This window comes from Salmonella sp. SAL-020, from assembly GCF_017372215.1.
Lineage (GTDB): Bacteria > Pseudomonadota > Gammaproteobacteria > Enterobacterales > Enterobacteriaceae > Salmonella > Salmonella enterica.
This window is the reverse complement of the sequence record NZ_CP071690.1, coordinates 658,948-684,416: the sequence shown is the minus strand read 5'-3', so window position 1 is coordinate 684,416 and position 25,469 is coordinate 658,948. Positions and strand designations below refer to the sequence as shown.

General features: G+C 52.7%; 25 protein-coding genes, 1 pseudogene and 1 riboswitch. Of the genes and pseudogenes, 15 read left to right on the top strand and 11 right to left on the bottom strand.

Features of this window, described 5'->3' with window-relative positions:
* Positions 1-7: 7 nt before the first annotated feature.
* Both J1G48_RS03275 and nudF read right to left on the bottom strand, forming a co-directional pair.
* Positions 8-430, bottom strand: a complete 423-nt coding sequence (locus J1G48_RS03275) for a DUF1249 family protein (protein ID WP_000833404.1) — start codon at positions 428-430, stop codon at positions 8-10.
* Positions 427-1,059, bottom strand: coding sequence for an ADP-ribose diphosphatase (gene nudF / locus J1G48_RS03270; RefSeq protein ID WP_001231952.1), 633 nt, complete (start codon positions 1,057-1,059; stop codon positions 427-429). Before nudF ends, J1G48_RS03275 begins: the two co-directional genes overlap by 4 nt.
* Before the next feature lie 200 nt (positions 1,060-1,259).
* Here nudF and tolC point away from each other — a divergent pair, with 200 nt between their 5' ends.
* The 3 genes from tolC to J1G48_RS03255 all read left to right on the top strand — a co-directional run bounded on the left by tolC (position 1,260) and on the right by J1G48_RS03255 (position 4,788).
* Positions 1,260-2,735, top strand: coding sequence for an outer membrane channel protein TolC (tolC, locus tag J1G48_RS03265; protein WP_001575014.1), 1,476 nt, complete (start codon positions 1,260-1,262; stop codon positions 2,733-2,735).
* A gap of 212 nt (positions 2,736-2,947) precedes the next feature.
* Positions 2,948-3,619, top strand: coding sequence for a DUF1190 family protein (locus J1G48_RS03260; protein ID WP_000831522.1), 672 nt, complete (start codon positions 2,948-2,950; stop codon positions 3,617-3,619).
* A gap of 5 nt (positions 3,620-3,624) precedes the next feature.
* Complete coding sequence (locus tag J1G48_RS03255) at positions 3,625-4,788, top strand: glutathionylspermidine synthase family protein (RefSeq protein WP_000442833.1); 1,164 nt, start codon at positions 3,625-3,627, stop codon at positions 4,786-4,788.
* Between the two features lie 61 nt (positions 4,789-4,849).
* Here the strand turns inward: J1G48_RS03255 and ygiD are convergent, their stop codons facing one another.
* Positions 4,850-5,638 carry a 4,5-DOPA dioxygenase extradiol gene (gene ygiD, locus J1G48_RS03250; RefSeq protein WP_001520560.1) on the bottom strand — a complete coding sequence of 263 codons (789 nt, stop codon included), beginning with the start codon at positions 5,636-5,638 and terminating at the stop codon, positions 4,850-4,852.
* A gap of 140 nt (positions 5,639-5,778) precedes the next feature.
* Here ygiD and zupT point away from each other — a divergent pair, with 140 nt between their 5' ends.
* On the top strand, positions 5,779-6,552 hold the full coding sequence (gene zupT, locus J1G48_RS03245; protein ID WP_000115874.1) for a zinc transporter ZupT: 774 nt from the start codon (positions 5,779-5,781) through the stop codon (positions 6,550-6,552).
* Between the two features lie 66 nt (positions 6,553-6,618).
* Here the strand turns inward: zupT and J1G48_RS03240 are convergent, their stop codons facing one another.
* Complete coding sequence (locus J1G48_RS03240; protein ID WP_000469259.1) at positions 6,619-6,795, bottom strand: hypothetical protein; 177 nt, start codon at positions 6,793-6,795, stop codon at positions 6,619-6,621.
* Between the two features lie 399 nt (positions 6,796-7,194).
* Here J1G48_RS03240 and J1G48_RS03235 point away from each other — a divergent pair, with 399 nt between their 5' ends.
* Genes J1G48_RS03235 through dsbI form a run of 3 tightly spaced genes read left to right on the top strand, consistent with a single transcriptional unit; the run spans position 7,195 to position 10,374 of the window.
* Positions 7,195-8,991 carry an aryl-sulfate sulfotransferase gene (locus J1G48_RS03235; protein WP_000460259.1) on the top strand — a complete coding sequence of 599 codons (1,797 nt, stop codon included), beginning with the start codon at positions 7,195-7,197 and terminating at the stop codon, positions 8,989-8,991.
* Positions 8,992-9,010: 19 nt separating this feature from the next.
* On the top strand, positions 9,011-9,682 hold the full coding sequence (locus tag J1G48_RS03230; RefSeq protein ID WP_000096230.1) for a thiol:disulfide interchange protein DsbA/DsbL: 672 nt from the start codon (positions 9,011-9,013) through the stop codon (positions 9,680-9,682).
* A 14-nt stretch (positions 9,683-9,696) separates the two neighbouring features.
* Positions 9,697-10,374 carry a protein-disulfide oxidoreductase DsbI gene (dsbI, locus tag J1G48_RS03225; RefSeq protein WP_000345576.1) on the top strand — a complete coding sequence of 226 codons (678 nt, stop codon included), beginning with the start codon at positions 9,697-9,699 and terminating at the stop codon, positions 10,372-10,374.
* A gap of 170 nt (positions 10,375-10,544) precedes the next feature.
* Here dsbI and ribB read toward each other — a convergent pair whose 3' ends face one another.
* Positions 10,545-11,198, bottom strand: a complete 654-nt coding sequence (gene ribB / locus J1G48_RS03220; RefSeq protein ID WP_001076978.1) for a 3,4-dihydroxy-2-butanone-4-phosphate synthase — start codon at positions 11,196-11,198, stop codon at positions 10,545-10,547.
* Between the two features lie 105 nt (positions 11,199-11,303).
* Positions 11,304-11,502: riboswitch (FMN riboswitch) on the bottom strand.
* A gap of 132 nt (positions 11,503-11,634) precedes the next feature.
* On the opposite strand from ribB, the gene ubiK reads away from it, so the two are divergent.
* Complete coding sequence (gene ubiK / locus J1G48_RS03215; RefSeq protein WP_000566824.1) at positions 11,635-11,931, top strand: ubiquinone biosynthesis accessory factor UbiK; 297 nt, start codon at positions 11,635-11,637, stop codon at positions 11,929-11,931.
* 74 nt (positions 11,932-12,005) lie between these two features.
* Here the strand turns inward: ubiK and glgS are convergent, their stop codons facing one another.
* The gene (gene glgS / locus J1G48_RS03210) at positions 12,006-12,215 is read right to left on the bottom strand and encodes a cell surface composition regulator GlgS (RefSeq protein ID WP_000928927.1); all 210 of its coding nucleotides are present in this window, start codon (positions 12,213-12,215) and stop codon (positions 12,006-12,008) included.
* Between the two features lie 257 nt (positions 12,216-12,472).
* Between glgS and J1G48_RS03205 the strand changes: the two genes are divergently transcribed.
* The 3 genes from J1G48_RS03205 (at position 12,473) to J1G48_RS03195 (ending at position 15,090) form a co-directional block, all read left to right on the top strand.
* Positions 12,473-13,093, top strand: coding sequence for an OB-fold-containig protein (locus J1G48_RS03205; RefSeq protein ID WP_000171739.1), 621 nt, complete (start codon positions 12,473-12,475; stop codon positions 13,091-13,093).
* Positions 13,094-13,111: 18 nt separating this feature from the next.
* Entirely contained in the window at positions 13,112-14,791 is a 1,680-nt protein-coding gene (locus tag J1G48_RS03200) for a flotillin family protein (protein WP_000342879.1), read from the top strand.
* Between the two features lie 239 nt (positions 14,792-15,030).
* Positions 15,031-15,090: a type I toxin-antitoxin system Ibs family toxin gene (locus tag J1G48_RS03195; protein WP_192936148.1), complete on the top strand. Its 60-nt coding sequence runs from the start codon at positions 15,031-15,033 to the stop codon at positions 15,088-15,090.
* Positions 15,091-15,249: 159 nt separating this feature from the next.
* Here the strand turns inward: J1G48_RS03195 and hldE are convergent, their stop codons facing one another.
* The 3 genes from hldE to J1G48_RS03180 all read right to left on the bottom strand — a co-directional run bounded on the left by hldE (position 15,250) and on the right by J1G48_RS03180 (position 20,993).
* Complete coding sequence (gene hldE / locus J1G48_RS03190) at positions 15,250-16,683, bottom strand: bifunctional D-glycero-beta-D-manno-heptose-7-phosphate kinase/D-glycero-beta-D-manno-heptose 1-phosphate adenylyltransferase HldE (protein ID WP_000867680.1); 1,434 nt, start codon at positions 16,681-16,683, stop codon at positions 15,250-15,252.
* Positions 16,684-16,730: 47 nt separating this feature from the next.
* A complete protein-coding gene (gene glnE, locus J1G48_RS03185) occupies positions 16,731-19,574 on the bottom strand; it encodes a bifunctional [glutamate--ammonia ligase]-adenylyl-L-tyrosine phosphorylase/[glutamate--ammonia-ligase] adenylyltransferase (protein ID WP_000188292.1) in 2,844 nt (947 codons plus the stop codon).
* A 117-nt stretch (positions 19,575-19,691) separates the two neighbouring features.
* Positions 19,692-20,993, bottom strand: a complete 1,302-nt coding sequence (locus J1G48_RS03180; RefSeq protein WP_000046227.1) for an inorganic triphosphatase — start codon at positions 20,991-20,993, stop codon at positions 19,692-19,694.
* A gap of 241 nt (positions 20,994-21,234) precedes the next feature.
* Here J1G48_RS03180 and J1G48_RS03175 point away from each other — a divergent pair, with 241 nt between their 5' ends.
* Both J1G48_RS03175 and J1G48_RS03170 read left to right on the top strand, forming a co-directional pair.
* A complete protein-coding gene (locus J1G48_RS03175; RefSeq protein ID WP_001125341.1) occupies positions 21,235-21,849 on the top strand; it encodes a TIGR04211 family SH3 domain-containing protein in 615 nt (204 codons plus the stop codon).
* Between the two features lie 62 nt (positions 21,850-21,911).
* Positions 21,912-23,153 (top strand): multifunctional CCA addition/repair protein, encoded by a 1,242-nt coding sequence (locus tag J1G48_RS03170; RefSeq protein ID WP_000708447.1) that lies wholly within the window; start codon positions 21,912-21,914, stop codon positions 23,151-23,153.
* Between the two features lie 103 nt (positions 23,154-23,256).
* Here J1G48_RS03170 and bacA read toward each other — a convergent pair whose 3' ends face one another.
* Positions 23,257-24,078: an undecaprenyl-diphosphate phosphatase gene (gene bacA / locus J1G48_RS03165; RefSeq protein WP_001281933.1), complete on the bottom strand. Its 822-nt coding sequence runs from the start codon at positions 24,076-24,078 to the stop codon at positions 23,257-23,259.
* 97 nt (positions 24,079-24,175) lie between these two features.
* On the bottom strand, positions 24,176-24,535 hold the full coding sequence (gene folB, locus J1G48_RS03160; protein WP_000355776.1) for a bifunctional dihydroneopterin aldolase/7,8-dihydroneopterin epimerase: 360 nt from the start codon (positions 24,533-24,535) through the stop codon (positions 24,176-24,178).
* A gap of 106 nt (positions 24,536-24,641) precedes the next feature.
* Between folB and plsY the strand changes: the two genes are divergently transcribed.
* On the top strand, positions 24,642-25,253 hold the full coding sequence (gene plsY, locus J1G48_RS03155; RefSeq protein ID WP_001272784.1) for a glycerol-3-phosphate 1-O-acyltransferase PlsY: 612 nt from the start codon (positions 24,642-24,644) through the stop codon (positions 25,251-25,253).
* A pseudogene (locus J1G48_RS03150) lies at positions 25,252-25,380 on the top strand (fumarate hydratase); the annotation flags it as partial. The gene plsY and the pseudogene J1G48_RS03150, both read left to right, overlap by 2 nt.
* Positions 25,381-25,469: the final 89 nt, after the last annotated feature.

Genomic DNA, 25,469 nt, shown 5'->3' with positions numbered 1-25,469 from the left:
CACGACGCTAATAAACCGGAATCGCCATCGCTCCATGTGCTAAACAGAATCGTAGCCAGTCGGCCAGAAACTGATTAATTTGATGCTTTTCGTCGCGTTGATGCAACTTTTTATTTGGATAATCATACCGCGCTTTGAAGCGAAAGATCTGCTGGCTTGAACACACTTCAGCCACCATCGCATCATGGTAGAGGCGCACCGTCAGCGACGGCAGGCTCCAGTAGGTGATGGCTGGCGCCGTTTGCTCGATCGTTACAAGCGTAGTGTATCGGGTCGATTCCACAATCGTTAACCGATATTGTACGTTGCCCACCTGATAGCTCACCGTTTCACCGGGGGCGTCATTGCGCGGCAGCAGGCGGCGCAATTGCGAAAAATTGGTTTCGCACAAACGCATCATTTCTGGGAAGTCAGGTGTATAACGCTTCATTTTTTCCACTCGTTTTTTAACTCTTGATGATGCAACTGAAGCCATTGCAAAGCGATGACTGCGGCTGCGTTGTCGATTTTCCCCTCTTCTACCCACTGGTATGCCTGTTCCCGGCTTACCACATGAACCCGAATATCTTCGTTTTCATCCGCCAGACCATGAATACCTACCGCGGTCGTGGCGTCCACTTCACCCACCAGAATAGATGAGCGCTCGCTGGTTCCTCCTGGACTCGCCAGGTAACTGATGACCGGTCGGGTGCGGCCTACGGTCAGCCCCGCTTCTTCCATCGCCTCCCGCCGGGCGACCGCCTCAATGGTTTCGCCTTCTTCTATCATGCCGGCGACCATCTCCAGCAGCCACGGCGTAACGCTTGTGTCGTACGCGGCAATACGAATCTGTTCGACCAGCACCACCTCGTCGCGTTCAGGGTCAAAGGGTAGCAAGACGGCGGCGTGCCCGCGCTCAAAAATTTCGCGCTTTACCTCGCCACTCATTTCTCCGTTGAATAAACGATGGCGGAATCGATACACATCCAATGAAAAAAAACCGCGATAGCGCGTTTCCCGTGCAATAATTTCTACATCGCTTTTGGTGAAAGTAACTGGCAAGTTGTCTGATTTACGCATTGTGCTGCCCTGCTAGCAATAATGATTAAATGATGAATTTCAAGGGTGGTTGACTGCTGTTTTATCACCCTTGTGGTAAATTGGTGCCAATTAAGGCTCGTATGGCACGTAACGCCAACTTTTTGCAGTGGCGGATTCTGCTAGAATCAGCAATTATTTTTACAAATTGATCAGCGCTAAATACTGCTTCACAACAAGGAATGCAAATGAAGAAATTGCTCCCCATCCTTATCGGCCTGAGCCTGTCGGGGTTCAGCACACTAAGCCAGGCAGAGAACCTGATGCAAGTTTATCAGCAAGCACGCCTGAGCAACCCGGAATTGCGTAAATCCGCTGCCGATCGCGATGCTGCATTCGAAAAAATTAACGAAGCGCGTAGTCCTTTACTGCCGCAACTGGGTTTAGGTGCCGACTACACCTACAGCAACGGTTATCGCGATGCGAACGGTATCAACTCCAATGAAACCAGCGCTTCCCTGCAATTAACGCAGACACTGTTTGATATGTCGAAATGGCGTGGGCTCACCCTGCAAGAAAAAGCAGCAGGCATTCAGGATGTCACCTATCAGACCGATCAGCAGACGCTGATCCTCAATACCGCGAACGCGTATTTTAAGGTATTGAACGCTATTGATGTGCTTTCCTATACCCAGGCGCAAAAAGAGGCTATCTACCGTCAGTTAGATCAAACGACGCAACGTTTTAACGTGGGTCTGGTCGCCATTACCGACGTGCAAAACGCCCGTGCGCAATATGATACCGTACTGGCGAATGAAGTGACCGCCCGCAACAACCTGGATAACGCGGTAGAAGAGCTGCGCCAGGTAACCGGCAATTATTACCCGGAGCTGGCGTCGCTTAACGTCGAGCATTTTAAAACCGACAAGCCTAAAGCTGTTAATGCGCTGCTGAAGGAAGCGGAAAACCGTAACCTGTCGCTGTTGCAGGCGCGTTTAAGTCAGGATCTGGCGCGCGAGCAAATCCGTCAGGCGCAGGATGGTCATCTGCCGACGCTGAATTTAACGGCCTCAACCGGCATTTCTGATACCTCTTATAGCGGTTCTAAAACCAACGCCGCCCAGTACGACGATAGCAACATGGGGCAGAATAAAATCGGCCTGAACTTCTCCCTGCCGCTGTATCAAGGCGGGATGGTTAACTCGCAGGTAAAACAGGCGCAGTATAACTTCGTCGGCGCAAGCGAACAGCTGGAAAGCGCGCACCGTAGCGTGGTGCAGACCGTACGTTCTTCCTTTAACAATATTAACGCCTCCATCAGCAGCATCAACGCGTATAAACAGGCAGTCGTTTCCGCGCAAAGTTCTTTGGATGCAATGGAAGCCGGTTACTCGGTCGGTACACGTACCATTGTTGACGTACTGGATGCCACCACCACTCTGTATGATGCCAAGCAGCAACTGGCCAACGCGCGTTATACCTATTTGATTAATCAGTTAAATATCAAATATGCGCTCGGTACGCTGAACGAGCAGGATCTGCTCGCGCTTAACAGTACGTTGGGTAAACCTATCCCGACGTCGCCGGAAAGCGTAGCGCCGGAAACGCCAGATCAGGATGCTGCCGCAGACGGTTATAATGCCCATAGCGCCGCGCCGGCAGTACAGCCGACCGCCGCTCGCGCCAACAGCAATAACGGCAATCCATTCCGGCATTGATAAGTTATTCGCTGGCGCTGCGCTTATCAGACCTGTGCCCTTGTAGGTCTGGTAAGCGCGGCGCTACCTGTCATAAAGCCGCGCCTGAACGTAAGACAACGTAAAGATCCTGCTATTCCGCCGCATTCTCGCCTTTTCTCGCTTCAATTTCGACCAGTCATCCTCTATTCTGAACGCATGTTGTATTTACCACTGGGTCCTGGAAGACAAATATGAAACGGACAAAATCCATCCATCACGCATCATTTCGCAAAAGCTGGAGCGCGCGGCATTTAACGCCGGTCGCCCTGGCGGTTACGGCTGTTTTTATGCTGGCTGGCTGTGAAAAAAGCGATGACACCGTATCGCTGTATCAAAACGCTGATGACTGTTCAGCGGCGAATCCGGGCAAAAGCGCGGAGTGTACAACCGCGTATAACAATGCGCTGAAAGAGGCCGAACGTACTGCGCCTAAGTACGCTACACGCGAAGATTGCGTCGCTGAGTTTGGCGAAGGTCAGTGCCAGCAAGCGCCCGCACAGGCTGGCATGGCGCCGGAAAATCAGGCGCAGGCCCAACAATCCAGCGGCAGTTTCTGGATGCCGCTTATGGCAGGTTACATGATGGGGCGTCTGATGGGCGGCGGCGCAGGCTTTGCGCAACAGCCGCTGTTTAGCTCGAAAAACCCGGCCAGCCCTGCATACGGCAAATATACCGATGCGGCAGGTAAAAACTACGGCGCGGCGCAACCGGGCCGGACAATGACCGTACCGAAAACCGCGATGGCGCCGAAACCTGCCACCACAACAACCGTTACCCGCGGCGGTTTTGGCGAATCCGTCGCCAAACAGAGCACCATGCAGCGTAGCGCTGCCGGTACTTCAACACGTTCGATGGGCGGCTGATACGCATGGAAAGAGTCAGTATTACCGAGCGCCCGGACTGGCGCGATAAAGCGACTGAATACGGGTTTAATTTTCACACTATGTATGGTGAACCGTACTGGTGTGAAGACGCTTATTACAAGTTAACGCTCGCCCAGGTGGAAAAACTGGAAGACGTTACCGCCGAGCTGCACCAGATGTGCCTCAAGGTAGTAGAACGCGTCATCGCCAGCGATGAGCTGATGACGAAGTTTCGTATTCCAAAACATACCTGGGGTTTTGTTCGCCAGTCCTGGCAAACGCAACAACCGTCGCTCTATTCCCGCCTCGATTTGGCCTGGGACGGCATCGGCGAGCCTAAGCTGCTCGAAAATAATGCCGACACGCCAACATCGCTGTATGAAGCGGCGTTTTTTCAGTGGATTTGGCTGGAAGATCAGATCAACGCGGGCAATCTGCCGGAAGGCAGCGATCAGTTTAATAGCCTGCAGGAAAAACTGATTGAACGCTTTGCTGAACTTCGCGAGCAGTACGGTTTTCAGTTGCTGCATCTCACCTGCTGTCGCGATACGGTTGAGGATCGCGGCACCATTCAGTATTTACAGGACTGCGCGGCCGAAGCGGAAATCGCCACCGAATTTCTCTATATCGACGATATTGGTCTGGGGGAAAAAGGCCAATTTACGGATCTGCAGGATCAGGTCATTGCGAACCTGTTCAAGCTCTATCCGTGGGAATTTATGCTGCGCGAGATGTTTTCCACCAAGCTGGAAGATGCCGGCGTGCGCTGGCTGGAACCGGCCTGGAAAAGCATTATCTCCAATAAAGCGTTGTTGCCACTGTTGTGGGAGATGTTCCCTGACCATCCGAATCTGTTGCCTGCGTATTTCGCCGAAGACGAACATCCGCCAATGGATAAATATGTCGTGAAACCGATCTTCTCCCGCGAAGGGGCGAACGTATCGATTATTGAGAACGGTAAAACGATCGAATCCGTGGAAGGCCCGTATGGCGAAGAGGGTATGATCGTGCAACAGTTCTATCCGCTGCCAAAATTCGGCGACAGTTACACCCTGATTGGTAGCTGGCTGATTAACGATCAGCCCGCCGGAATTGGTATCCGTGAAGATCGGGCGCTGATCACCCAGGATCTCTCCCGCTTCTATCCGCATATTTTTGTCGAAGGATAGATTCTCCTGTAAGCCCGATGCGCGTAGCGCCATCGGGCAATCATTCAGCGCCTTATCCGGCCTACCCCACCTGCACCGACAACATACTTATACTGCCCATCTCAATACCGTCGACCGGGATGGTGATAGGTTCCTTGCCGTCCCAGGCGCCAAGTACATACAGCAAAGGTAAAAAGTGCTCCGGCGTCGGGTTCGATAAGGCCCCCCCTTCATGTTGCAGATAATTCACCAGCGGGTGCTGTTCTACCGGCCCCTGCCACGTCAGATTGGCTTTCACAAAGTCATTAAATGACGCCGCCCAGGGATACGGTATATTGTCACCGTGCCAACGCACAGTCCGCAGGTTATGAACCACATTCCCGCTGGCCACCAGCATCACGCCTTCGTCACGCAGCGTCGCCAGTTTACGGCCCACCTCAAAATGCCATGCCGCCGGTTTGGTACTATCAACACTAAGCTGCACCATCGGGATATCCGCATTCGGATACATCTTGATCAATACGCCCCAGGAGCCGTGATCAAATCCCCACGCTTCTTTATCGAGCGCGACGGGAACGGGAGCCAACAGTTCAACCAGACGCTGCGCCAGCGCAGGCGATCCAGGGGCCGGATAATGCGTGTCATACAGCGCCTGCGGAAAACCGCCAAAATCATGGAGAGTTTGCGGCCTTTCCATCGCTGTGACGCCCGTCCCGCGGGTATACCAATGCGCCGACACCACCACTATCGCCTGTGGTCGCGGCAGGGCTTCCCCCAATCGCCGCCAGGCGCGGGTATAATCATTATCGTCCAGCACGTTCATCGGGCTGCCATGCCCCAAAAACAATGCTGGCATACACGTTAAAGACATGATGTTATCCTTACAGGAAAGACATTTTGTTAACATCACCATACGCTTTCTTCACAGAGGAAGAACTCAGATAACTATGATGAAGATCATCAGTTATTTTGAAGGTCAGGTTCGGACGGCAAATTGATAAGGAGTAATGGATGTCAGTACCACTTATTCTGACCTTACTGGCGGGCGCCGCCACCTTTATTGGCGCGTTTCTTGGCGTTCTCGGCCAAAAACCGTCTAACCGCGTGCTGGCTTTTTCGCTGGGCTTCGCCGCAGGGATCATGCTGCTTATCTCGCTGATGGAGATGCTGCCCGCCGCGCTTGATACCGAGGGGATGTCGCCTGTACTGGGCTACGGAATGTTTATTATCGGCCTGTTGGGCTACTTCGGGCTGGACCGCCTGCTTCCTCACGCTCATCCGCAGGATCTGGTGCAAAAAAGACAGCAGCCGCTTCCCGGCTCGATAAAACGCACTGCGATTTTATTGACGCTCGGCATTAGCCTGCACAACTTTCCGGAAGGGATCGCCACCTTTGTCACTGCCAGCAGCAATCTTGAACTGGGTTTCGGCATCGCACTGGCGGTGGCGTTGCACAATATTCCTGAAGGTCTGGCGGTTGCCGGCCCGGTTTATGCCGCGACGGGCTCAAAACGTACCGCGATTTTTTGGGCCGGTATCTCCGGCATGGCGGAAATTCTTGGCGGCGTACTGGCGTGGCTGATTTTGGGCAGCCTGGTTTCACCGATCGTTATGGCGGCTATCATGGCGGCAGTCGCCGGCATTATGGTGGCGCTCTCCGTCGATGAACTGATGCCGCTGGCAAAAGAGATCGATCCTAACAATAACCCCAGCTATGGCGTGCTTTGCGGTATGTCCATCATGGGGCTCAGTCTCGTCATTTTGCAGACGATAGGTATCGGTTAAGAGAAACGTCGCGCCGGATGCAGGCCTTTAGCCAAGCAACATCCGGCTGCCCGTCAAGGATATGCGCTATTTCTGCTCATTCATCACGCTGTCGCCTTCGCTCGTCTGGCGAAAACGTTTCGTTCGCGCTTCAAGTAATGCATCTCTGTCCTGCCGAAACGCTCTGCAATAACGCTTCATATGGCAAATATACCCTACTACCACCAGAACGATTAATATTATCCAATACCAGGCAATAAACATCCTTTTTACCCTTAAAATTTAACATCACTAAACATTTAACGTTAAAATTTTACATACCCTTATTTTGACGTATTCATATACTGGCATATTTGTGGAACAAATAAATGATTTTGATCATATAAATCAGTGGTGAAACACAATAATGAAAGAGGTATTAAGCAGAAAACAATGTCGATAAGATCACACTTCGTACTAATTTATATTGTTCTTAAAATATCACACTCCTACTATCGACTCACTCAGGCAATTAAAAAATATTGATACAGAATATACTTTAAAATAAGTAACAGCATCATGACTTATATTTAAAGACCAATCATTTACCTCATTTATTATTCATAAAAACATAGTATATTCAGAAGTATTATATTTAGAAGTTGTATATAAGGAGATATATCCATGTTTGACCAATACCGGAAAACAATACTTGCCGGCGCCGTCGCACTGACATGCGGACTCACCGCAGCCAGTACGTTTGCCGCAGGTTTTCAACCGGCACAGCCCGCAGGGAAATTAGGCGCAGTCGTTGTCGATCCTTACGGAAATGCCCCTCTCACCGCGCTGGTGGAATTAGATAGCCATATTATTTCAGACGTTAAAGTTACTGTACATGGCAAAGGGGAAAAAGGCGTTCCTGTTACTTATACCGTTGGGAAAGAGTCTTTAGAAACCTATGACGGTATTCCTATTTTTGGCCTTTATCAGAAATTTGCCAACAACGTCACGGTAGAATATAAAGAAAACGGCAAAGCCATGAAGGATGACTATGTGGTGCAGACGTCCGCCATCGTCAACCATTATATGGATAACCGTTCTATTTCAGATCTTCAGCAAACGAAAGTTATTAAAGTCGCGCCAGGATTTGAAGATCGCCTTTATCTGGTAAATACCCATACCTTTACGCCGCAGGGCGCTGAATTTCACTGGCACGGCGAAAAAGATAAAAATGCGGGTATTCTTGATGCCGGTCCGGCGGGCGGTGCTTTGCCTTTCGATATCGCCCCTTATACGTTTGTGGTTGACACCCAGGGTGAATACCGCTGGTGGCTGGATCAAGATACCTTCTACGACGGCCACGATATGAATATCAACAAACGCGGCTACCTGATGGGTATTCGTGAAACGCCTCGCGGCACCTTTACCGCGGTGCAGGGCCAACACTGGTACGAGTTTGACATGATGGGGCAAATTCTTGCCGATCACAAACTGCCGCGCGGGTTCCTGGATGCGTCTCATGAATCCATCGAAACCGTGAACGGCACCGTACTGCTGCGCGTCGGCAAACGCGATTACCGCAAAGAAGACGGCATACATGTTCATACGATTCGTGACCAAATCATTGAGGTTGATAAGTCTGGCCGCGTAGTAGACGTTTGGGATTTAACCAAAATCCTCGACCCTATGCGTGATGCGCTGCTCGGCGCGCTGGATGCGGGCGCAGTATGCGTGAACGTCGATCTGGCCCATGCCGGACAGCAGGCGAAACTCGAACCGGATACGCCGTATGGCGATGCGCTTGGCGTTGGTGCCGGTCGTAACTGGGCGCACGTCAACTCTATCGCTTATGACGCGAAAGACGACTCCATCATCCTTTCTTCCCGCCATCAGGGTATTGTAAAAATTGGTCGCGATAAGCAGGTGAAATGGATACTGGCACCGTCTAAAGGCTGGAATAAGCAGCTAGCCAGTAAATTGCTGAAACCGGTAGACGATCATGGTAAGCCGTTGACCTGTGACGAAAACGGCAAGTGTAAGGACACCGATTTCGATTTCACCTATACCCAACATACGGCATGGCTTTCCAGCAAAGGCACGTTAACGGTCTTTGATAACGGCGATGGTCGCGGCCTGGAGCAACCGGCTCTACCGACCATGAAATATTCCCGTTTTGTCGAATATAAGATCGATGAGAAGAAAGGCACCGTACAACAAGTTTGGGAATACGGTAAAGAACGTGGATATGATTTCTATAGTCCTATTACCTCGGTTGTTGAATATCAAAAAGACCGCGACACCATGTTCGGCTTTGGCGGTTCTATTAACCTGTTCGACGTTGGTAAACCCACAGTCGGCAAACTGAATGAGATTGACTATAAAACGAAAGAAGTGAAAGTTGAAATTGATGTGCTGTCGGATAAACCCAACCAGACTCACTATCGTGCATTACTGGTTCATCCAACGCAAATGTTTAAATAAATAACGGGAAGGAATTAATATGTCATCTAAATGGATTACCTCTTTATTTAAAAGCGTAGTATTAACCGCGGCATTAGTCACTCCTTTTGCGGCATCGGCTTTTACCGAGGGCACAGATTATATGGTTCTGGAGAAACCGATTCCTAATGCGGATAAAACGCTGATTAAGGTATTTAGCTACGCCTGCCCTTTCTGCTACAAATATGACAAAGCCGTAACAGGTCCGGTTTCTGATAAAGTAGCCGATCTCGTTACGTTCACTCCGTTCCACCTGGAAACAAAAGGCGAATATGGCAAACAGGCCAGCGAAGTATTTGCAGTCCTGATCGCCAAAGATAAAGCTGCCGGGATTTCGTTATTTGATGCTAAATCACAATTCAAAAAAGCGAAGTTCGCCTGGTATGCGGCTTACCATGATAAGAAAGAGCGCTGGTCAGATGGGAAAGATCCGGCGGCATTTATTAAAACCGGGCTGGACGCCGCAGGCATGAGCCAGGCTGATTTTGAAGCGGCGCTGAAAGATCCTGCCGTTCAGGAGACTCTGGAAAAATGGAAAGCCGCCTATGACGTTGCCAAAATTCAGGGTGTTCCGGCTTACGTCGTCAACGGCAAGTACCTTATCTATACCAAAAACATCAAATCCATCGATTCTATGGCTGAACTCGTTCGGGAACTGGCCACTAAAAAATAAGCAGGGAAACGATTATGGATTTTATTAAGGGATTATGGCGAGACCTACGCGCAAGACCAGTAGATACGCTGGTGAGATGGCAGGAACAGCGCTTTCTGTGGCTGTTAATGGCCATCGCGATGGGAGGGTTAATTATCCTGGCGCACTCGTTCTTCCAAATCTATCTCTACATGGCGCCGTGCGAACAGTGTGTTTACATTCGTTACGCGATGTTTGTGATGGTAATTGGCGGGGTGATTGCGGCGATAAATCCCAAAAATATCGTGCTGAAGCTGATTGGCTGCATCGCGGCGTTTTATGGCAGCATTATGGGCATTAAGTTTTCTATTAAGCTTAATGGTATCCATCATGCGGTACATAATGCGGACCCCGATTCACTTTTTGGCGTGCAAGGATGTTCGACTGACCCGACCTTTCCTTTCAACTTACCGTTGGCGGAATGGGCACCGGAGTGGTTTAAACCTACCGGAGACTGCGGTTATGACGCGCCTATCGTCCCTGATGGCGTAACGCTCAGTAGCGTACAGCAGTGGTTTGTCGATCTCTACCAGCAGTCCGAAGGCTGGTATCTGCTTCCGCCCTGGCACTTTATGAACATGGCGCAGGCATGTATGTTGGCCTTTGGGTTGTGCCTGATTCTGCTGCTGGTGATGAGCGGCGCCTGGGCATTGAAACTGGCCAGAGGCAAATAACCTGAATAGATAAACCAAAGCAGAGGTCTGCATTCAGGCCTCTGCTTTTCTCACAATAATTTTACCATTCAGCTTATTCGTCGTTCTTTGAAACTGAACAATATGGCACCGAAGGAATACAAAAAAGCCGATGACATCTCATCGGCTTTTTTCAACCATGATCCGTTCGATCAGCTGGCTTTGCGCTCATGCGCCTGGCGGTAAGCCACCAGATCTTCAATCGTGACTACCGCCATATTATGCTGGCCTGCAAACGCGATACACTCCGGCGCGCGCGCCATCGTCCCATCGTCGTTAGTCAACTCGCACAGTACACCTGCAGGTTTAAAACCGGCCAGCGTCATCAGATCGATGGTCGCCTCCGTATGACCCCCGCGCGTCAGCACGCCGCCCGCCTGAGCGCGCAGTGGGAAAACGTGCCCCGGACGGTTAAGATCGGACGGTTTTGCGCCATCCTTAATTGCCGCACGCACCGTAGTGACACGGTCAGCGGCGGAAACGCCGGTGGTCACGCCTTCTGCGGCTTCAATGGTCACGGTAAAACCGGTGCCGTAGGCGCTGGTGTTGTTTTCCACCATCATTGGCAAGTCGAGCTGCTTACGACGATCTTCAGTAATACACAGGCAAACAATACCGCTACCGTGACGAATGGTTAACGCCATCTGTTCTACGGTCATCGTCTCTGCGGGGAAAATCATATCGCCTTCGTTTTCACGATCTTCATCATCAAGCACCATCACACCGCGTCCTTCACGCAGCGCATCCAGTGCAAGTTCAACACGTTCAAAAGGCGTACCAAAAGAGGAAAGTAGCGTCTGATTCATGGTAAAAAAACCTCATTAACATTATGGTTACCAGAATCAGGGCAGTCTTAGGAGTGCCGACAAGCGGCAAAAAAATAACGTGAGCGGGTCCATGCCCGACTGGATCGTTACCCTCTCCCATCCGGACTTTAACCGTCGGCCCCGGAATTACACCGGATCTGCTGACCTTTTCGCTATGGCAAAAAGCGCTCGCGGGCTTTCAACCTGCTCTCCGCGTTCCGTCACGGCGCGCCGTGATGAGAAATGCGTTAAACATCGCTGATTTACCGCCGGTGGGGAATTTCGCCCCGCCCTGAGAATAAGCGGGTTAACTATAACGCTATTGATTACCTTCATCAACGCCTTTACTCCGTATGACGTCACACAATTCTGGTTTATGGCGTCCACATATCGCACTACAATAAGAGCTAACACTTACCAGTTCAGGGAAACCACAATGATTGACCCGAAAAAAATTGAGCAAATCGCACGCCAGGTTCATGAGTCAATGCCGAAAGGTATTCGCGAGTTCGGGGAAGATATCGAGAAAAAAATCCGTCAAACGCTGCAATCTCAGCTGACGCGTCTCGATCTGGTGAGCCGCGAAGAGTTTGATGTCCAGACTCAGGTCTTGCTGCGCACCCGGGAAAAACTGGCGCTGCTGGAGCAACGCCTCAGCGAACTGGAAGCTCGCGACAAGCCTGAAGAAGTAAAACCTGCGCCCGCCATCCCGCCAGTCGATCCACAAGAGTAAAAACGTGAACGGGCCTGACGGCCCGCTCATATAAGATCTGAATAATGTCCTGCGCCTGTATAAGGGAGCCTGCATTAGTGTTCTAATTCTAACCTTTTCGCCTGAGTCGCCTGCTGGCAGTAAAGCGCGTAACGCTTGCAAAACCAGTCGCGATGCTCCTCGTCCATATTGCCGGTTACCGCCTGGATATCAACAGGACGCCCCTCCGCCTGCATTCTGGCAAAACTGCGCGCCAGAAAATCAAAATTATTTAGTGAATAGACGTTATTGTTGTTCATCAGCATACCCTCCAGTTATTGAATTCTGTTAAGGCTATATGCTTTTTCTAATTTCAGTATTTCCCTATATGTACGGCGGTTTTATACATAACGTGCGCAAATTTAATGCGCAAAATCACAATATTCACCAAAGATAACGACGGATAAATCGCTTTTCGGACTTAAGGAGATATGGGTCACATGATATTGTAACGCAATGAAATAACAAGCATGAAAATTATCACGCGAACATCCTTCTGAAGGCGGCGACAAGGATAGAAAATATGACCTTATTTGCGGAGTATAACAGCCCCTATCTGTTTGCCATCGCGTTCGTTTTCTTTATCGGCGTGCTGGAGATGATTTCGCTGATTTTTGGCCACTTTCTTTCAGGCGCGCTCGACGCCCATCTCGATCATTATGACGCCCTGTCATCCGGCCCTGCGGGCCAGGCGCTTCATTATCTGAATATTGGACGCGTTCCCGCCCTGGTCGTCCTCTGTCTATTGGCCGGTTATTTCGGCCTCTTCGGTATCCTCATCCAGCATGGCGGGATCATGCTCTGGCAAGCGCCGCTCAGCAATCTGCTGCTGGTCCCGTTGAGCATTGTCCTGTCGGTCTTTGCCGTGCATTACAGCGGAAAAATCCTCGCGCCCTGGCTACCCAGAGATGAAAGCTCCGCCCTCCGGGAAGAGGAATTTATCGGCGGCATGGCGATTATTACCGGCCACGCCGCCGTCGCCGGTACACCTTGCGAAGGAAAATTTACCGATAAGTTCGGCCAGATTCACTATTTACTGCTGGAACCCGAAAAGGGAAAAGAATTTAAAAAAGGAGACAAGGTGCTGATTGTCTGCCGACTTTCCGCAACGCGTTATTTGGCTGAGCGTACCTTCTATGTTTAATTGAGAGGAACTTACATAATGGATGATGTTTTTGGCATATTGCCATCATGGATGTTTACCGCCATCGTTGCGGTTATCGTCTTACTAATTATCGGGATCATTTTTGCTCGCCTCTATCGCCGCGCATCTGCGGAACAGGCGTTTGTCCGTACCGGGCTTGGCGGGCAAAAAGTGGTGATGAGCGGCGGCGCTATTGTGATGCCAATCTTTCACGAAATTATTCCGATCAATATGAATACCCTAAAACTTGAAGTCAGCCGTGCTACCGTCGACAGCCTGATCACCAAAGATCGTATGCGCGTTGACGTGGTCGTTGCTTTCTTCGTACGTGTAAAACCCTCTGTTGAAGGTATTGCCACCGCCGCACAAACGCTTGGCCAGCGAACGCTGTCGCCGGAAGATCTTCGTATGCTGGTTGAGGATAAATTCGTTGACGCCTTACGCGCTACCGCGGCCCAGATGACGATGCATGAGCTACAGGATACGCGTGAAAACTTCGTTCAGGGCGTACAAAACACCGTTGCGGAAGATTTGTCGAAAAACGGCCTGGAGCTGGAAAGTGTCTCATTAACCAACTTTAACCAAACGTCCAAAGAGCATTTCAATCCAAACAATGCCTTTGATGCCGAAGGTCTGACGAAACTGACGCAGGAAACCGAACGCCGCCGTCGTGAACGTAATGAAGTGGAACAGGATGTGGAAGTGGCGGTGCGCGAAAAGAACCGCGACGCGCTTGAGCGCAAGCTGGAAATCGAGCAACAAGAAGCCTTTATGACTCTGGAGCAGGAGCAACAGGTTAAAACCCGCACCGCCGAACAAAACGCTAAAATTGCCGCTTTTGAGGCCGAGCGCCATCGTGAAGCAGAACAGACGCGCATTCTTGCTGAGCGGCAGATCCAGGAGACGGAGATCGAACGTGAGCAAGCAGTACGGTCCAGGAAAGTTGAGGCCGAGCGTGAAGTACGTATTAAAGAGATCGAACAGCAACAGGTGACAGAAATCGCCAACCAGACGAAATCTATCGCCATTGCCGCCAAATCCGAGCAGCAATCACAAGCAGAAGCGCGCGCCAACGACGCGCTGGCCGATGCGGTTCGCGCCCAGCAAAACGTAGAAACCACCCGCCAGACCGCCGAAGCGGATCGCGCCAAGCAGGTCGCTCTGATCGCCGCGGCGCAGGATGCGGAAACCAAAGCGGTCGAACTGACCGTTCGGGCAAAAGCAGAGAAAGAAGCGGCAGAATTGCAAGCCGCCGCCATCATCGAACTGGCGGAAGCAACGCGTAAAAAAGGTCTGGCGGAAGCCGAAGCGCAACGGGCGCTGAATGACGCTATCAACGTACTATCTGACGAACAAACCAGCCTCAAATTTAAACTAGCGCTCTTACAATCGTTGCCTGCTGTTATTGAGAAGTCTGTTGAACCGATGAAATCCATCGACGGCATTAAGATTATTCAGGTCGATGGCCTCAATCGCGGCGCGACGGCGGGCGACGTCGCCGCTGGCGGCGCTAACGGGGGAAACCTGGCGGAACAAGCGTTATCTGCCGCGCTCACCTATCGTACCCAGGCACCGCTGATCGATTCGCTGTTAAACGAGATTGGCATCGCTGGCGGCTCGCTAAAGGCGCTGACCACGCCGTTGGTTTCATCGGCAACGGATGAGATTAATCGCGAAGCAACGGTAAAAGAGCAATAACTCCCCGCTATATCTCCTGTCCCTGGCCATAAGGCCGGGGATTTTTTTATCTTTTTTCCACCTTGTCTGTACAAAGCGTTATGACCAGCAGGCCATTTTGCGTGGGCGATCCAGTAACGCAAAATCGGCGGGATAAAGCCCTTGCGCCAGACAGGCCACTCACCAACAATCGCGATGTCAGCAAGGGGCTGAAACGGGAAAGCCCCTCCCGAGGAAGGGGCTGTAATAAGGAAAGGGTTATGATGCACCAGGTCATCATACTGATTGTTCTGTTACTGATAAGTTTCCCAGCTTACTAACAGCCAATCAGAGGGGGGAGAGATCCCCTCTCACCCTTATTCCTTTACTTTAGGTCGAAAAAAAAGCAGCGTCAACCGCGAGATACGCGTCGAAACAAAATGTCCGACGCACCTTCAAAATCAGCGCCCGCAGCGTCTGTAACGCCTGATGACGCGGTTTTACTTCTCGCTCTCGGTCTGGATCTTTTTGATGATATTGGTCGTGGAACAACCATCTTCGAAGTTCAGCACCATGACTTCGCCGCCGTTGGCCCAGACCTCTTCGCTGCCCGCGATCTCTTCCGGCTTATAGTCGCCGCCTTTTACCAGCAGATCCGGCAGAATACCGGCAATCAGTCGTTGCGGCGTATCCTCTTCAAAAGAGACAACCCAGTCGACCGACTCCAGCGCGCCCAGCACGATCATACGCTGTTCGAGCGGATTAACCGGACGGCTGTCGCCTTTCAGACGTTTAGTCGAGGCGTCACTATTGACCGCAACAATCAGGCGGTCGCCCAGTTTGCGCGCGTTCGCCAGATAAGAGACGTGGCCCGCGTGCAGAATATCGAAAACGCCGTTGGTCATGACCACTTTCTCGCCACGCTTACGCGCGCTGGCGACGGCCTGTCTCAACTCCTCTTCGGTCATAACGCCGAAGCCGGTATCCGCGCGTCCGCGCACTGCGTTTTCCAGCTCAATAGGGGAAACCGTTGACGTCCCGAGTTTACCTACCACTACGCCCGCCGCCGCATTGGCGAAATAACACGCCTCTTCCAGGGTATTTCCCGCCGCCAGCGTCGCCGCCAGCACGCCGATCACCGTATCGCCCGCACCGGTAACATCATAAACTTCCTGCGCCTGCGTCGGCATATGTAGCGGCGCTTTATTCGGTTGCAGCAGCGTCATTCCCTGTTCGGAACGCGTGACCAACAGCGCGGAAAGGTCGTAATCGGCAATGAGCTTCATGCCGCGTTCAACCAGTTCGTCTTCGCTTTTACATTTCCCCGCGACCGCCTCGAATTCAGAAAGGTTTGGCGTCAGCAGCGTGGCGCCGCGGTAACGTTCAAAATCCGTTCCTTTCGGATCGATGAGCACCGGCACGCCCGCCTGGCGCGCCAGGGAAATCATAGTCTGCACGCTGGTCAGAGCGCCTTTGGCATAATCGGACAACACCAGCGCGCCGATCGATCCCAGCGCCTGGTTGATACGCTCATGCAACGGCTGCGGGTCCACCCCCTCAAAGCCTTCTTCAAAATCAAGACGAATGAGCTGCTGATTACGTGATAGCACGCGCAGTTTAGTAATTGTCGGATGCGTCGGCACAGAAACGAAGTCGCACTTCACATTGACCTCCGCCAACGTTTTGCTCAGCGCGCGCGCGGCGTCATCAATACCCGTCAGGCCGACCAGACGGGCGTTCGCTCCCAGAGACGCAATGTTCATCGCCACGTTCGCCGCGCCGCCCGGACGTTCCTCAACGGTATTTACCTTAACCACGGGCACCGGCGCTTCCGGTGAAATACGGCAAGTGGGGCCATACCAATAGCGATCCAGCATTACATCACCCACAACCATGACGCCTGCACGTTCAAACGCTGGCAGATTTACTTTCATTCCTGTCTCCTGAGAGATTCAAAATTTGCGCGCGATAATAGCATAATTCAAACGGCTACCAGCCACTTCCGCCAGCTTGCCTGCACCAGCGCGCGCTCTTTGCTAAAACACGTCTGCGCCACATGACCGGGAAGCTCCTGCAACGCCAGGTGGTGCAGTTCATCACGCAGTGTGGTGTAGGCTACCGTCAGCGCCTGCGCCTCGTGTTCATCCATAATGCCGTTTTGCGCCAGAAGCTCCAGGATGCGCACGTTATCAGACCAGCGCGTTAATTTAGGTTTTTCATGAGCGTAGCGCAGTACCAGATATTGCGCGATAAACTCAATATCCGTAATACCGCCTTCATCAGCTTTAATATCAAAACGATCACGATGCTTATTGCCGAGATGCGCCCGCATTTTCTCGCGCATTTCACGCACTTCAGTCTGCAATGTCTTGCCGTCGCGCGCCGTCGTCATGATAGTGCGGCGCACCGTATCAAACTGTGAGGTAAGCTGCGGGTCGCCATATACCACGCGAGCGCGTACCAATGCCTGATGTTCCCAGGTCCAGGCTTCATGCTGCTGATAATCGGCAAACGCGTCCGCTGAAGTCACCAGCATTCCCGCCGCGCCAGAGGGGCGTAGACGCGCATCCACCTCATACAAAATGCCGGAGGAAGTGCGCGTACTGAACAGATGCATGATGCGCTGCGCCAGGCGCAGATAAAACTGCCGCCCGTCGATTTCGCGTTCGCCGTTGGTCATGACGTCCATCGGACAGTCATGCAGGAAGATGAGATCCAAATCGGAACTGTAGCCCAGCTCCCATCCGCCCAACTTGCCATAACCGACAACCGCAAACCCCCGCCCCTGGCGCTCGTCCAGATGCGCTGGCTGACCATAACGCGCAACCATTTGCGTCCACGCCTGCTGCACCACAGCATCAATCATCGCCTCCGCCAGCCATGTGAGGTGATCGCTTACTTTCATCACCGGCAGCGTACCGGCAATATCCGCCGCCGCAATCCGCAAAAGCTGTGCCTGTTTAAACTGGCGTAATGCCTCCAGTTGTTGTTCTTCGTCCTCTTCCGGCACGCGCAGCAAATATTGGCGTAATTCGTCGCGGTAAGCGTCGGTAGCCGTCGGCTGATAAAGCGTGCCGGGGTCGAGCAGTTCATCAAGCAACAACGGATAACGCGCCAGTTGGCTCGCTATCATTGGCGAAGCGGCGCAGAGCATAATCAGGTGTTTCAGCGCGCCGGGAAATTCGCTCAGCAGCTCCAGATAGGTGGTGCGAGTGACAATCCCCGCCAGCAACGGCGTTATCCGCGATAGCGTAACAGCGGCGTCTTCGCGAGAACAGACATCAGCAAGCAGGTGCGGCATCAGTTGGTCCAGCACTTGCCGCCCGCGCGGGCCGATAGGGCGTTTATCCAGTTCCTTACGGAAGTCAGCGATGAGGGTCAGAACTTGTCGCCGATCCTCATCGGCTAAATGCGCCAGCACTGGCGTCGAATCATCCTCCTGTAGCGCATCCTGCCATACTTCACGCCACGGCTCTGAACGTTCTTCCTCCTGCGGGGTATCGGCTTCATCATCGCCAATTAATTCGTTGAATACGCGGCGTACATTAGCCATATGATCCGTCAGTTCGCCAACAAGCTGCGGCCAGTTCTCCGCCTTCATTCCCCAGGCCAGCCGCGCCCGATTCAGATCGTCGGCAGGCAACGTTTGCGTCTGTTCGTCATTGATGCTTTGCAGCAGATTCTCCAGACGACGTAGAAAAAGATAGGCCACGCGCAGTTGCGCCACGTCATTCTCAGGCAGCAAATGCAGCGCAGCGATAGCATCCAGCGTTGGCAGTAACGAACGCGACTGTAGCGACGGCTCGCGCCCGCCGCGGATGAGCTGGAATACCTGCACGATAAACTCAATTTCCCGAATACCGCCCGCGCCAAGTTTAATGTTGTCTTTCAAACCGCGGCGTCGCACTTCGCGGGCGATCATCCCTTTCATATTACGTAGCGACTGGATGACACTGAAATCGATATAGCGGCGGAAAACGAAAGGCCGCAGCATGGCGCGTAATTCACGAGACCAGGCGTCGTCGTTATCGCCCATTAGCCGCGCTTTCACCATAGCGTAGCGTTCCCAGTCGCGTCCTTGCTCCTGATAGTAATCCTCCAGCGCGGCAAAACTCAGTACCAGCGGGCCGCTGTCGCCAAACGGTCGCAGGCGCATGTCCACCCGATAGACAAAACCATCCATTGTGGGCTGATCCAGCGCTTTGATCAGCCGCTGCCCGAGACGCGTAAAAAACTGGGCGTTATCGAGTTCACGACGCCCGCCCCGAGTCTCGCCATGTTCCGGCCAGGCGAAAATCAGATCGATATCAGACGAAAAATTCAGTTCGCCGCCGCCCAGCTTGCCCATGCCTAAAATCAACAGCGGCTGCGGAACGCCCTGCGGGTTACAGGGGGTTCCCCATTCGCGGCAACAGGCGGCATACAGCCAGTCGCGCGCCCCCACAATGAGCGTCTCCGCCAGATGGCTCAACTGTTGTAAAATAGTCTCATCGTCCACCAGCGACAGCGTCTGCGCCCAGGCGATGCGTACCATGATGCGACGACGAAAAAACCTCAGTTCACGCATCAGCGAGGCGTCGTCACAGACACCTGCCAACGCCTCCTGTAACCAGCCAGCATAATGTCGCCATTCATCAGCCTGCGGCGATGCGGATTCCAGTTCGGCAAGCCACTCCGGATGCGCTATCACGCTATCCAGCGCAAAATCGCTAAATGTAAGTACTGACTTCGCCTGCACGCTAAGCGATGTCTCAGTAAATCCTTCTGGTAGGCGCTCAACAATGGTCTGCCAGTACTGCGATAAGGGTGAAGAGAGCGGCGTCATTTAGGGGATATCCTTTAAATAATGCCGGATGGCGGCGTTTCGCCTGATCCGGCCTACAAGTCCGCATACCGTAAGCCTGATAAGCGCAGCGTCATCAGGCGCTTTCTACGGTTCTGATTATCGTTTTCCGCTGTGCAACCAGAACGGCTGCTGGTTAATGGCCTCATTACGGAAATGTTCAATTTCAATACGTTGTCCGGTAAGAATGGCGTGACGCAATCCCTGCCAGTTTTCCAGCCATGCCTGCGCGACCATCGCATCATAATACCCGGCCAGCAGTAAAACGCTGTCGATATCGCGAGTCAAACGCGGCAACTGGTCGCGATACTTATCACCCAGCGGTTGTCCAAAAACTTTTTTTAATTCAGCAGCATGACGAGAAAGATGAATGTCGGCGAAACGCTTAAAAGAATCGGCCATTTTGGCCTGCGCCTTCGCGTCCAGAAATGGCTGCCAGGCTTTCGTCACCAGCCATTCCGTCAATGCCAGTTTCGCCATCGCCGTTTGCGTACTATAAACGGCTGTGACGGCGGACACCGCGGATGTCATCGTCGCTTCCGCCTGGGTAAGTAGATCACGTAAGTGAGCGCTCGCTTTACGTGGAACAATGCCACCAAAAAGCATTAAGGCATGGCGCACTAATCCCATAGCATCCAGCACATGTTCTTCCGCCGACTCGTCGCCGCGCAGCCAGAGCTCTTCATGGTACTGCCACTGTGACAACGCCAGATCCAGCGAGACCTCCAGCCCTTGCTCTACCGTGGCTTTCGCGGCAGTCCGCAGAATTGCCGTTGGTGTATTCTCTCGCGGCGCATTCCCCTGCGCCAGGTGATAACCTCGCGCCGCCTTACTCAGACTGCCCTGACGCAAACCGGTTTGCGACAGCAGTTGCTTCGCCAGTTTTAACACGGCGCGCGTATCGCCGCGAAGCAACTCAAGCTCCAGCTCACAAATCGGTTCGGCAAACTCGCCCGCTTTTACGTCGCCGAGATCGAGCGCAATTTCAATCCTGCTGCCATCAACGTCCAGACACCATTTTTCCCGGTAAAAATCGGTACTGAACAGCGGCTGTACGCTTGATGCCAGGCCGGCGGGCAGGTTACCATCCGGCCAGACCTCCGCCGGAAGTTGCGTCAGATCCAGCACGGGTTCGCTTAGCGCGACATTGTATTCGGGTCGCTGGTGCAGCCCGCCCGTTACCCGGCCGGCAATTTTCATGGTCATTTCATAGCGCCCATTTTCACCACGAATACGCAGCCCCATATCATGGCGGCGTAGCCAGTTATCAGGCGTTTCGAAGTAGATATTCAGCAACTGGCTGGGCGCATGATGCTCGCCGCCGAGCGTATGAAGATGATTTCGCAGCGCATCTACGGCGTCGTGATTGACGATAAACTTTAATTCGATTTCCTGAGCCATGGCCTTGTACTTATGGGTTATGTCACATCTGGGAAGATTCTTGGCGAACTTACCCGCATTATTTTTGTCAGTAGATAGTATTTTGCGCCAAATTGCCATGCAACGAGCAATTTGACGGGCGTAAAAGTTTGACGTAGCGGCAAAGGCGACACAGATGATTCCGATTGATGTCGACTACTTTGCGTAGCGACACTGATGCCGTTACTATCGTTCCACTTTCTCTGACAATAACGACAGCCTGATGCCAAAATTACGCCTGATTGGACTAACTTTACTTGCGCTTAGCGCCACCGCCGTCTCTCATGCTGAAGAGACGCGTTACGTTTCTGATGAACTGAATACCTGGGTCCGCAGCGGTCCGGGAGATAATTATCGCCTTGTGGGTACCGTCAACGCCGGCGAGGAAGTCACGCTCTTACAGAGCGATGCCAACTATGGTCAAATTAAAGACAGTTCTGGTCGTACTGCCTGGATACCGTTAAAAGAACTGAATACCACACCAAGCCTGCGTACCCGCGTGCCGGATCTGGAAAATCAGGTCAAAACGTTGACCGATAAACTCAACAATATTGATACCACGTGGAATCAGCGCACCGCCGATATGCAGCAGAAAGTGGCGCAAAGCGACAGCATCATCAACGGGCTAAAAGAAGAGAACCAGAAGCTGAAAAACGAGCTGATTGTCGCGCAGAAAAAAGTTAGCGCCGCGAATCTGCAACTGGATGACAAACAGCGCACCATTATTATGCAGTGGTTTATGTATGGCGGCGGCGTATTGGGTATTGGCTTGCTGTTAGGGCTGGTGCTGCCGCATATGATCCCAAGCCGTAAACGCAAAGACCGCTGGATGAACTAAATCGCCTTCTCTGCGGCACTGTCTTATCATTAGAGGATGATCGTTTTTAAAAGGAAAGTGGCGTGAAGATTTATCTGGTCGGTGGTGCGGTTCGGGATGCGTTGTTAGGGCTACCGGTTAAAGATAAAGATTGGGTCGTTGTCGGCGCCACGCCGCAGGAGATGCTTGATGCGGGCTACCAGCAGGTAGGCCGTGATTTTCCTGTGTTTCTCCACCCGCAAACTCACGAAGAATATGCGCTGGCGCGTACCGAGCGTAAATCCGGTTCCGGCTACACGGGCTTCACCTGTTATGCCGCGCCGGACGTTACCCTGGAAGCCGACCTCCAGCGTCGCGATCTGACCATTAATGCTCTGGCGCGCGACGATGACGGCCAGATTATCGACCCTTACCACGGGCGCCGGGATCTGGAGGCGCGTCTACTGCGACATGTCTCTCCCGCGTTTGGCGAAGATCCCTTGCGCGTATTGCGCGTGGCGCGTTTTGCCGCCCGTTACGCTCATCTTAGTTTCCGTATCGCCGATGAAACACTGGCGCTAATGCGCGAAATGACCGCGGCAGGCGAGCTGGAACATCTGACGCCGGAACGGGTATGGAAAGAGACGGAAAATGCGCTTACCACCCGTAATCCGCAGGTTTACTTCCAGGTATTGCGCGACTGCGGCGCCCTGCGCGTCCTGTTTCCGGAAATCGACGCCCTGTTTGGCGTACCCGCGCCGGCAAAGTGGCATCCGGAAATTGATACCGGAGTTCATACGTTGATGACGCTGTCGATGGCCGCCATGCTCAGTCCGCAGCTTGATGTTCGTTTCGCCACGCTTTGTCATGACCTGGGCAAAGGCTTAACGCCGAAAAACCTCTGGCCGCGCCATCATGGCCACGGCCCGGCGGGCGTGAAACTGGTCGAACAGCTATGCCAGCGTTTGCGCGTCCCCAATGACCTACGTGATTTAGCTAAACTGGTCGCCGAGTACCATGATCTGATCCACACCTTTCCGATACTCCAGCCGAAAACGATCGTTAAGCTGTTTGACGCCATTGATGCATGGCGTAAACCGCAGCGCGTCGAGCAGATTGCGCTGACCAGCGAAGCCGATGTCCGTGGACGTACCGGCTTTGAAGCGTCGGATTACCCGCAGGGGCGCTGGCTGCGCGAAGCCTGGCAGGTGGCCCAAGCGGTACCGACGAAAGAGGTGGTGGAGGCCGGATTTAAGGGCATTGAGATTCGCGAGGAGCTGACGAAGCGACGAATTGCAGCGGTCGCCAACTGGAAAGAGAAGCGCTGCCCGAACCCCGCCAGCTAAACGCCATCCAGCACGATAAATTGCCTGATGGCGCTGCACTTATCAGACCGACAAAACAGTTAGGCCGGACAAGGCGGTACGCCGCCATCCGGCAGGTCAATCATCAGAAGAAAACAACGTAAACGGCAGCCGCCACCACAAAGCGGTAAATCGCAAACGGAATAAACGAGATACGCTTAATCAGTTGCAGGAAGGTCTTGATAGCGATCAGCGCCACCACAAACGCCGTCACAAAGCCCACTGCGAACATCGGAATATCCGCTGCGGTCAGGAATGACCAACTTTTGTAGAGATCCAGAACCGTTGCGCCCATCATCATCGGCACAGCCAGTAAGAACGAGAACTCAGAGGCGGCGTAACGGCTGACGCCCATCAGCATCCCACCGGAAATGGTCGCTCCGGAACGCGAGAAGCCCGGCCACAGCGCCAGACACTGGAAACAGCCAATCATAAACGCCTGACGATACGTCATATCATCCAGCCCCGGCGCGCGCGGTTCTTTCGGCTTCAGGCACTCGGCGGCAATCAGCAACAGACCGCCTACCACCAGCGCGTACATCACGTTAATTGGGTTAAATAGCGACTTGATCGTGTCATGAAAGACTAACCCCAGCACCACCGCCGGAATCATGCCCAGCAGGATGTGAATCAACGTTAATCGACCTTTACTTTCACCTTCACGCTGTAGCGGGCGGCCAAAGTGAATACCGATGAGGCCAAACAACCGCCGCCAGAACATCACCACGACCGCCAGAATAGATCCAAGTTGAATCACCACTTCGAATGTCTTGGCCGTATCGCCTTCAAACCCCAGCAGATGACCCACAATAATCATATGGCCCGTGCTGGATACCGGCAAAAACTCCGTCAATCCTTCGACCACACCCAAAATTGCCGCTATCAGCAGCGAGTGCATATCGCTCATCAATAAACCCCTAAAATGAAAAACACTGCAAAAATGGATCTCGCGTTAAGACCCCATATATAACCGTTTGGTTTAAAAAATATAAAATTATTTATTTTTATTTCAGATTATTGCCACGCTCAATAATTACCCCTACGTTCGCCGCGCGCGCGACGGCGCCAGGCTTGCTCAGTTTGATGCGAACCCACGGAGAATTGAATCGGCTAAGCAGCAGATCCGCCACCTCTTCCGCCACGCGCTCGACCAGAGCAAAACGCCCGCCTTCGACATGATTTATCACCGTGTCGGCGATATCCGCATAACTTAGACAATCTGCGACATCATCGCTTTTCGCCGACTTACGGTTATCCCACGCCATTTCGATATCGAACACCAGTTTTTGCTCGATAGTCTGTTCCCAGTCGTAAACACCGATAGTGGTGATTACCGAAAGTTGCTCTATAAATACAATATCCATCACGACCTGCCTGCTTTTTGGCTAACCCGGATACCACTTCCGGCGAAATGTGCGTATTATCCACAGAAATAGTAAATAAAACGACACTTTCAATACGGAACAGCTTATGAGTGCAATCGCGCCTGGAATGATCCTCTTCGCGTACCTCTGCGGCTCAATTTCCAGTGCCATTCTGGTTTGCCGCATCGCCGGGCTGCCCGATCCGCGAGAAAGCGGCTCCGGCAACCCGGGCGCGACGAACGTATTACGAATCGGTGGCAAGGGAGCGGCTGTCGCGGTACTTATTTTTGACATCCTTAAAGGCATGTTGCCCGTCTGGGGCGCGTATGCGTTAGGCGTTACCCCTTTCTGGCTGGGGCTTATCGCTATCGCCGCCTGTCTGGGGCATATCTGGCCGGTCTTTTTTGGCTTTAAAGGCGGGAAAGGCGTAGCAACCGCGTTTGGCGCCATTGCGCCCATCGGCTGGGATTTAACCGGCGTCATGGCTGGCACCTGGCTGCTGACGGTCCTGTTAAGCGGTTATTCATCGTTAGGGGCGATTGTCAGCGCCTTGATTGCGCCGTTTTACGTCTGGTGGTTTAAACCGCAGTTCACCTTCCCGGTATCGATGCTGTCATGTCTCATTTTGCTGCGCCATCATGACAACATCCAGCGTCTGTGGCGTCGCCAGGAGACGAAAATCTGGACGAAGCTGAAAAAGAAACGCCAGAAAGATTGAGCTGGAACTGCGTCTGGAAGAGGGCCTCAACCGTCTGGGGATCGGCTCACAAGGGTTGACCGGCAATAGCTTGGTGATGGGCGTACATATCGAATCCGCCGCGCGTCACCCTTCCACCATTGGCGTGGTTAGGCGCGATTTTCGGCCTGATCTTCCTGGTGCTGCTGATCGTCTCCAGGCTGTTGTGGATGCCCGTCGTTTTGCTGTAAACCCGTT

Bases quoted from the DNA above. Each gene is read 5' to 3' on its own strand.
- dsbI (WP_000345576.1), top strand. From the start codon at position 9,697: ATGGATTTTATTAAGGGATTATGGCGAGACCTACGCGCAAGACCAGTA.
- ribB (WP_001076978.1), bottom strand. From the start codon at position 11,198: ATGAATCAGACGCTACTTTCCTCTTTTGGTACGCCTTTTGAACGTGTT.
- nudF (WP_001231952.1), bottom strand. From the start codon at position 1,059: ATGCGTAAATCAGACAACTTGCCAGTTACTTTCACCAAAAGCGATGTA.
- J1G48_RS03205 (WP_000171739.1), top strand. From the start codon at position 12,473: ATGACCTTATTTGCGGAGTATAACAGCCCCTATCTGTTTGCCATCGCG.
- J1G48_RS03260 (WP_000831522.1), top strand. From the start codon at position 2,948: ATGAAACGGACAAAATCCATCCATCACGCATCATTTCGCAAAAGCTGG.
- plsY (WP_001272784.1), top strand. From the start codon at position 24,642: ATGAGTGCAATCGCGCCTGGAATGATCCTCTTCGCGTACCTCTGCGGC.
- J1G48_RS03175 (WP_001125341.1), top strand. From the start codon at position 21,235: ATGCCAAAATTACGCCTGATTGGACTAACTTTACTTGCGCTTAGCGCC.
- J1G48_RS03255 (WP_000442833.1), top strand. From the start codon at position 3,625: ATGGAAAGAGTCAGTATTACCGAGCGCCCGGACTGGCGCGATAAAGCG.
- J1G48_RS03235 (WP_000460259.1), top strand. From the start codon at position 7,195: ATGTTTGACCAATACCGGAAAACAATACTTGCCGGCGCCGTCGCACTG.
- glnE (WP_000188292.1), bottom strand. From the start codon at position 19,574: ATGACGCCGCTCTCTTCACCCTTATCGCAGTACTGGCAGACCATTGTT.
- hldE (WP_000867680.1), bottom strand. From the start codon at position 16,683: ATGAAAGTAAATCTGCCAGCGTTTGAACGTGCAGGCGTCATGGTTGTG.
- J1G48_RS03200 (WP_000342879.1), top strand. From the start codon at position 13,112: ATGGATGATGTTTTTGGCATATTGCCATCATGGATGTTTACCGCCATC.
- J1G48_RS03240 (WP_000469259.1), bottom strand. From the start codon at position 6,795: ATGTTTATTGCCTGGTATTGGATAATATTAATCGTTCTGGTGGTAGTA.
- folB (WP_000355776.1), bottom strand. From the start codon at position 24,535: ATGGATATTGTATTTATAGAGCAACTTTCGGTAATCACCACTATCGGT.
- tolC (WP_001575014.1), top strand. From the start codon at position 1,260: ATGCAAATGAAGAAATTGCTCCCCATCCTTATCGGCCTGAGCCTGTCG.
- bacA (WP_001281933.1), bottom strand. From the start codon at position 24,078: ATGAGCGATATGCACTCGCTGCTGATAGCGGCAATTTTGGGTGTGGTC.
- glgS (WP_000928927.1), bottom strand. From the start codon at position 12,215: ATGCTGATGAACAACAATAACGTCTATTCACTAAATAATTTTGATTTT.
- J1G48_RS03275 (WP_000833404.1), bottom strand. From the start codon at position 430: ATGAAGCGTTATACACCTGACTTCCCAGAAATGATGCGTTTGTGCGAA.
- ubiK (WP_000566824.1), top strand. From the start codon at position 11,635: ATGATTGACCCGAAAAAAATTGAGCAAATCGCACGCCAGGTTCATGAG.
- ygiD (WP_001520560.1), bottom strand. From the start codon at position 5,638: ATGTCTTTAACGTGTATGCCAGCATTGTTTTTGGGGCATGGCAGCCCG.
- zupT (WP_000115874.1), top strand. From the start codon at position 5,779: ATGTCAGTACCACTTATTCTGACCTTACTGGCGGGCGCCGCCACCTTT.
- J1G48_RS03230 (WP_000096230.1), top strand. From the start codon at position 9,011: ATGTCATCTAAATGGATTACCTCTTTATTTAAAAGCGTAGTATTAACC.
- J1G48_RS03180 (WP_000046227.1), bottom strand. From the start codon at position 20,993: ATGGCTCAGGAAATCGAATTAAAGTTTATCGTCAATCACGACGCCGTA.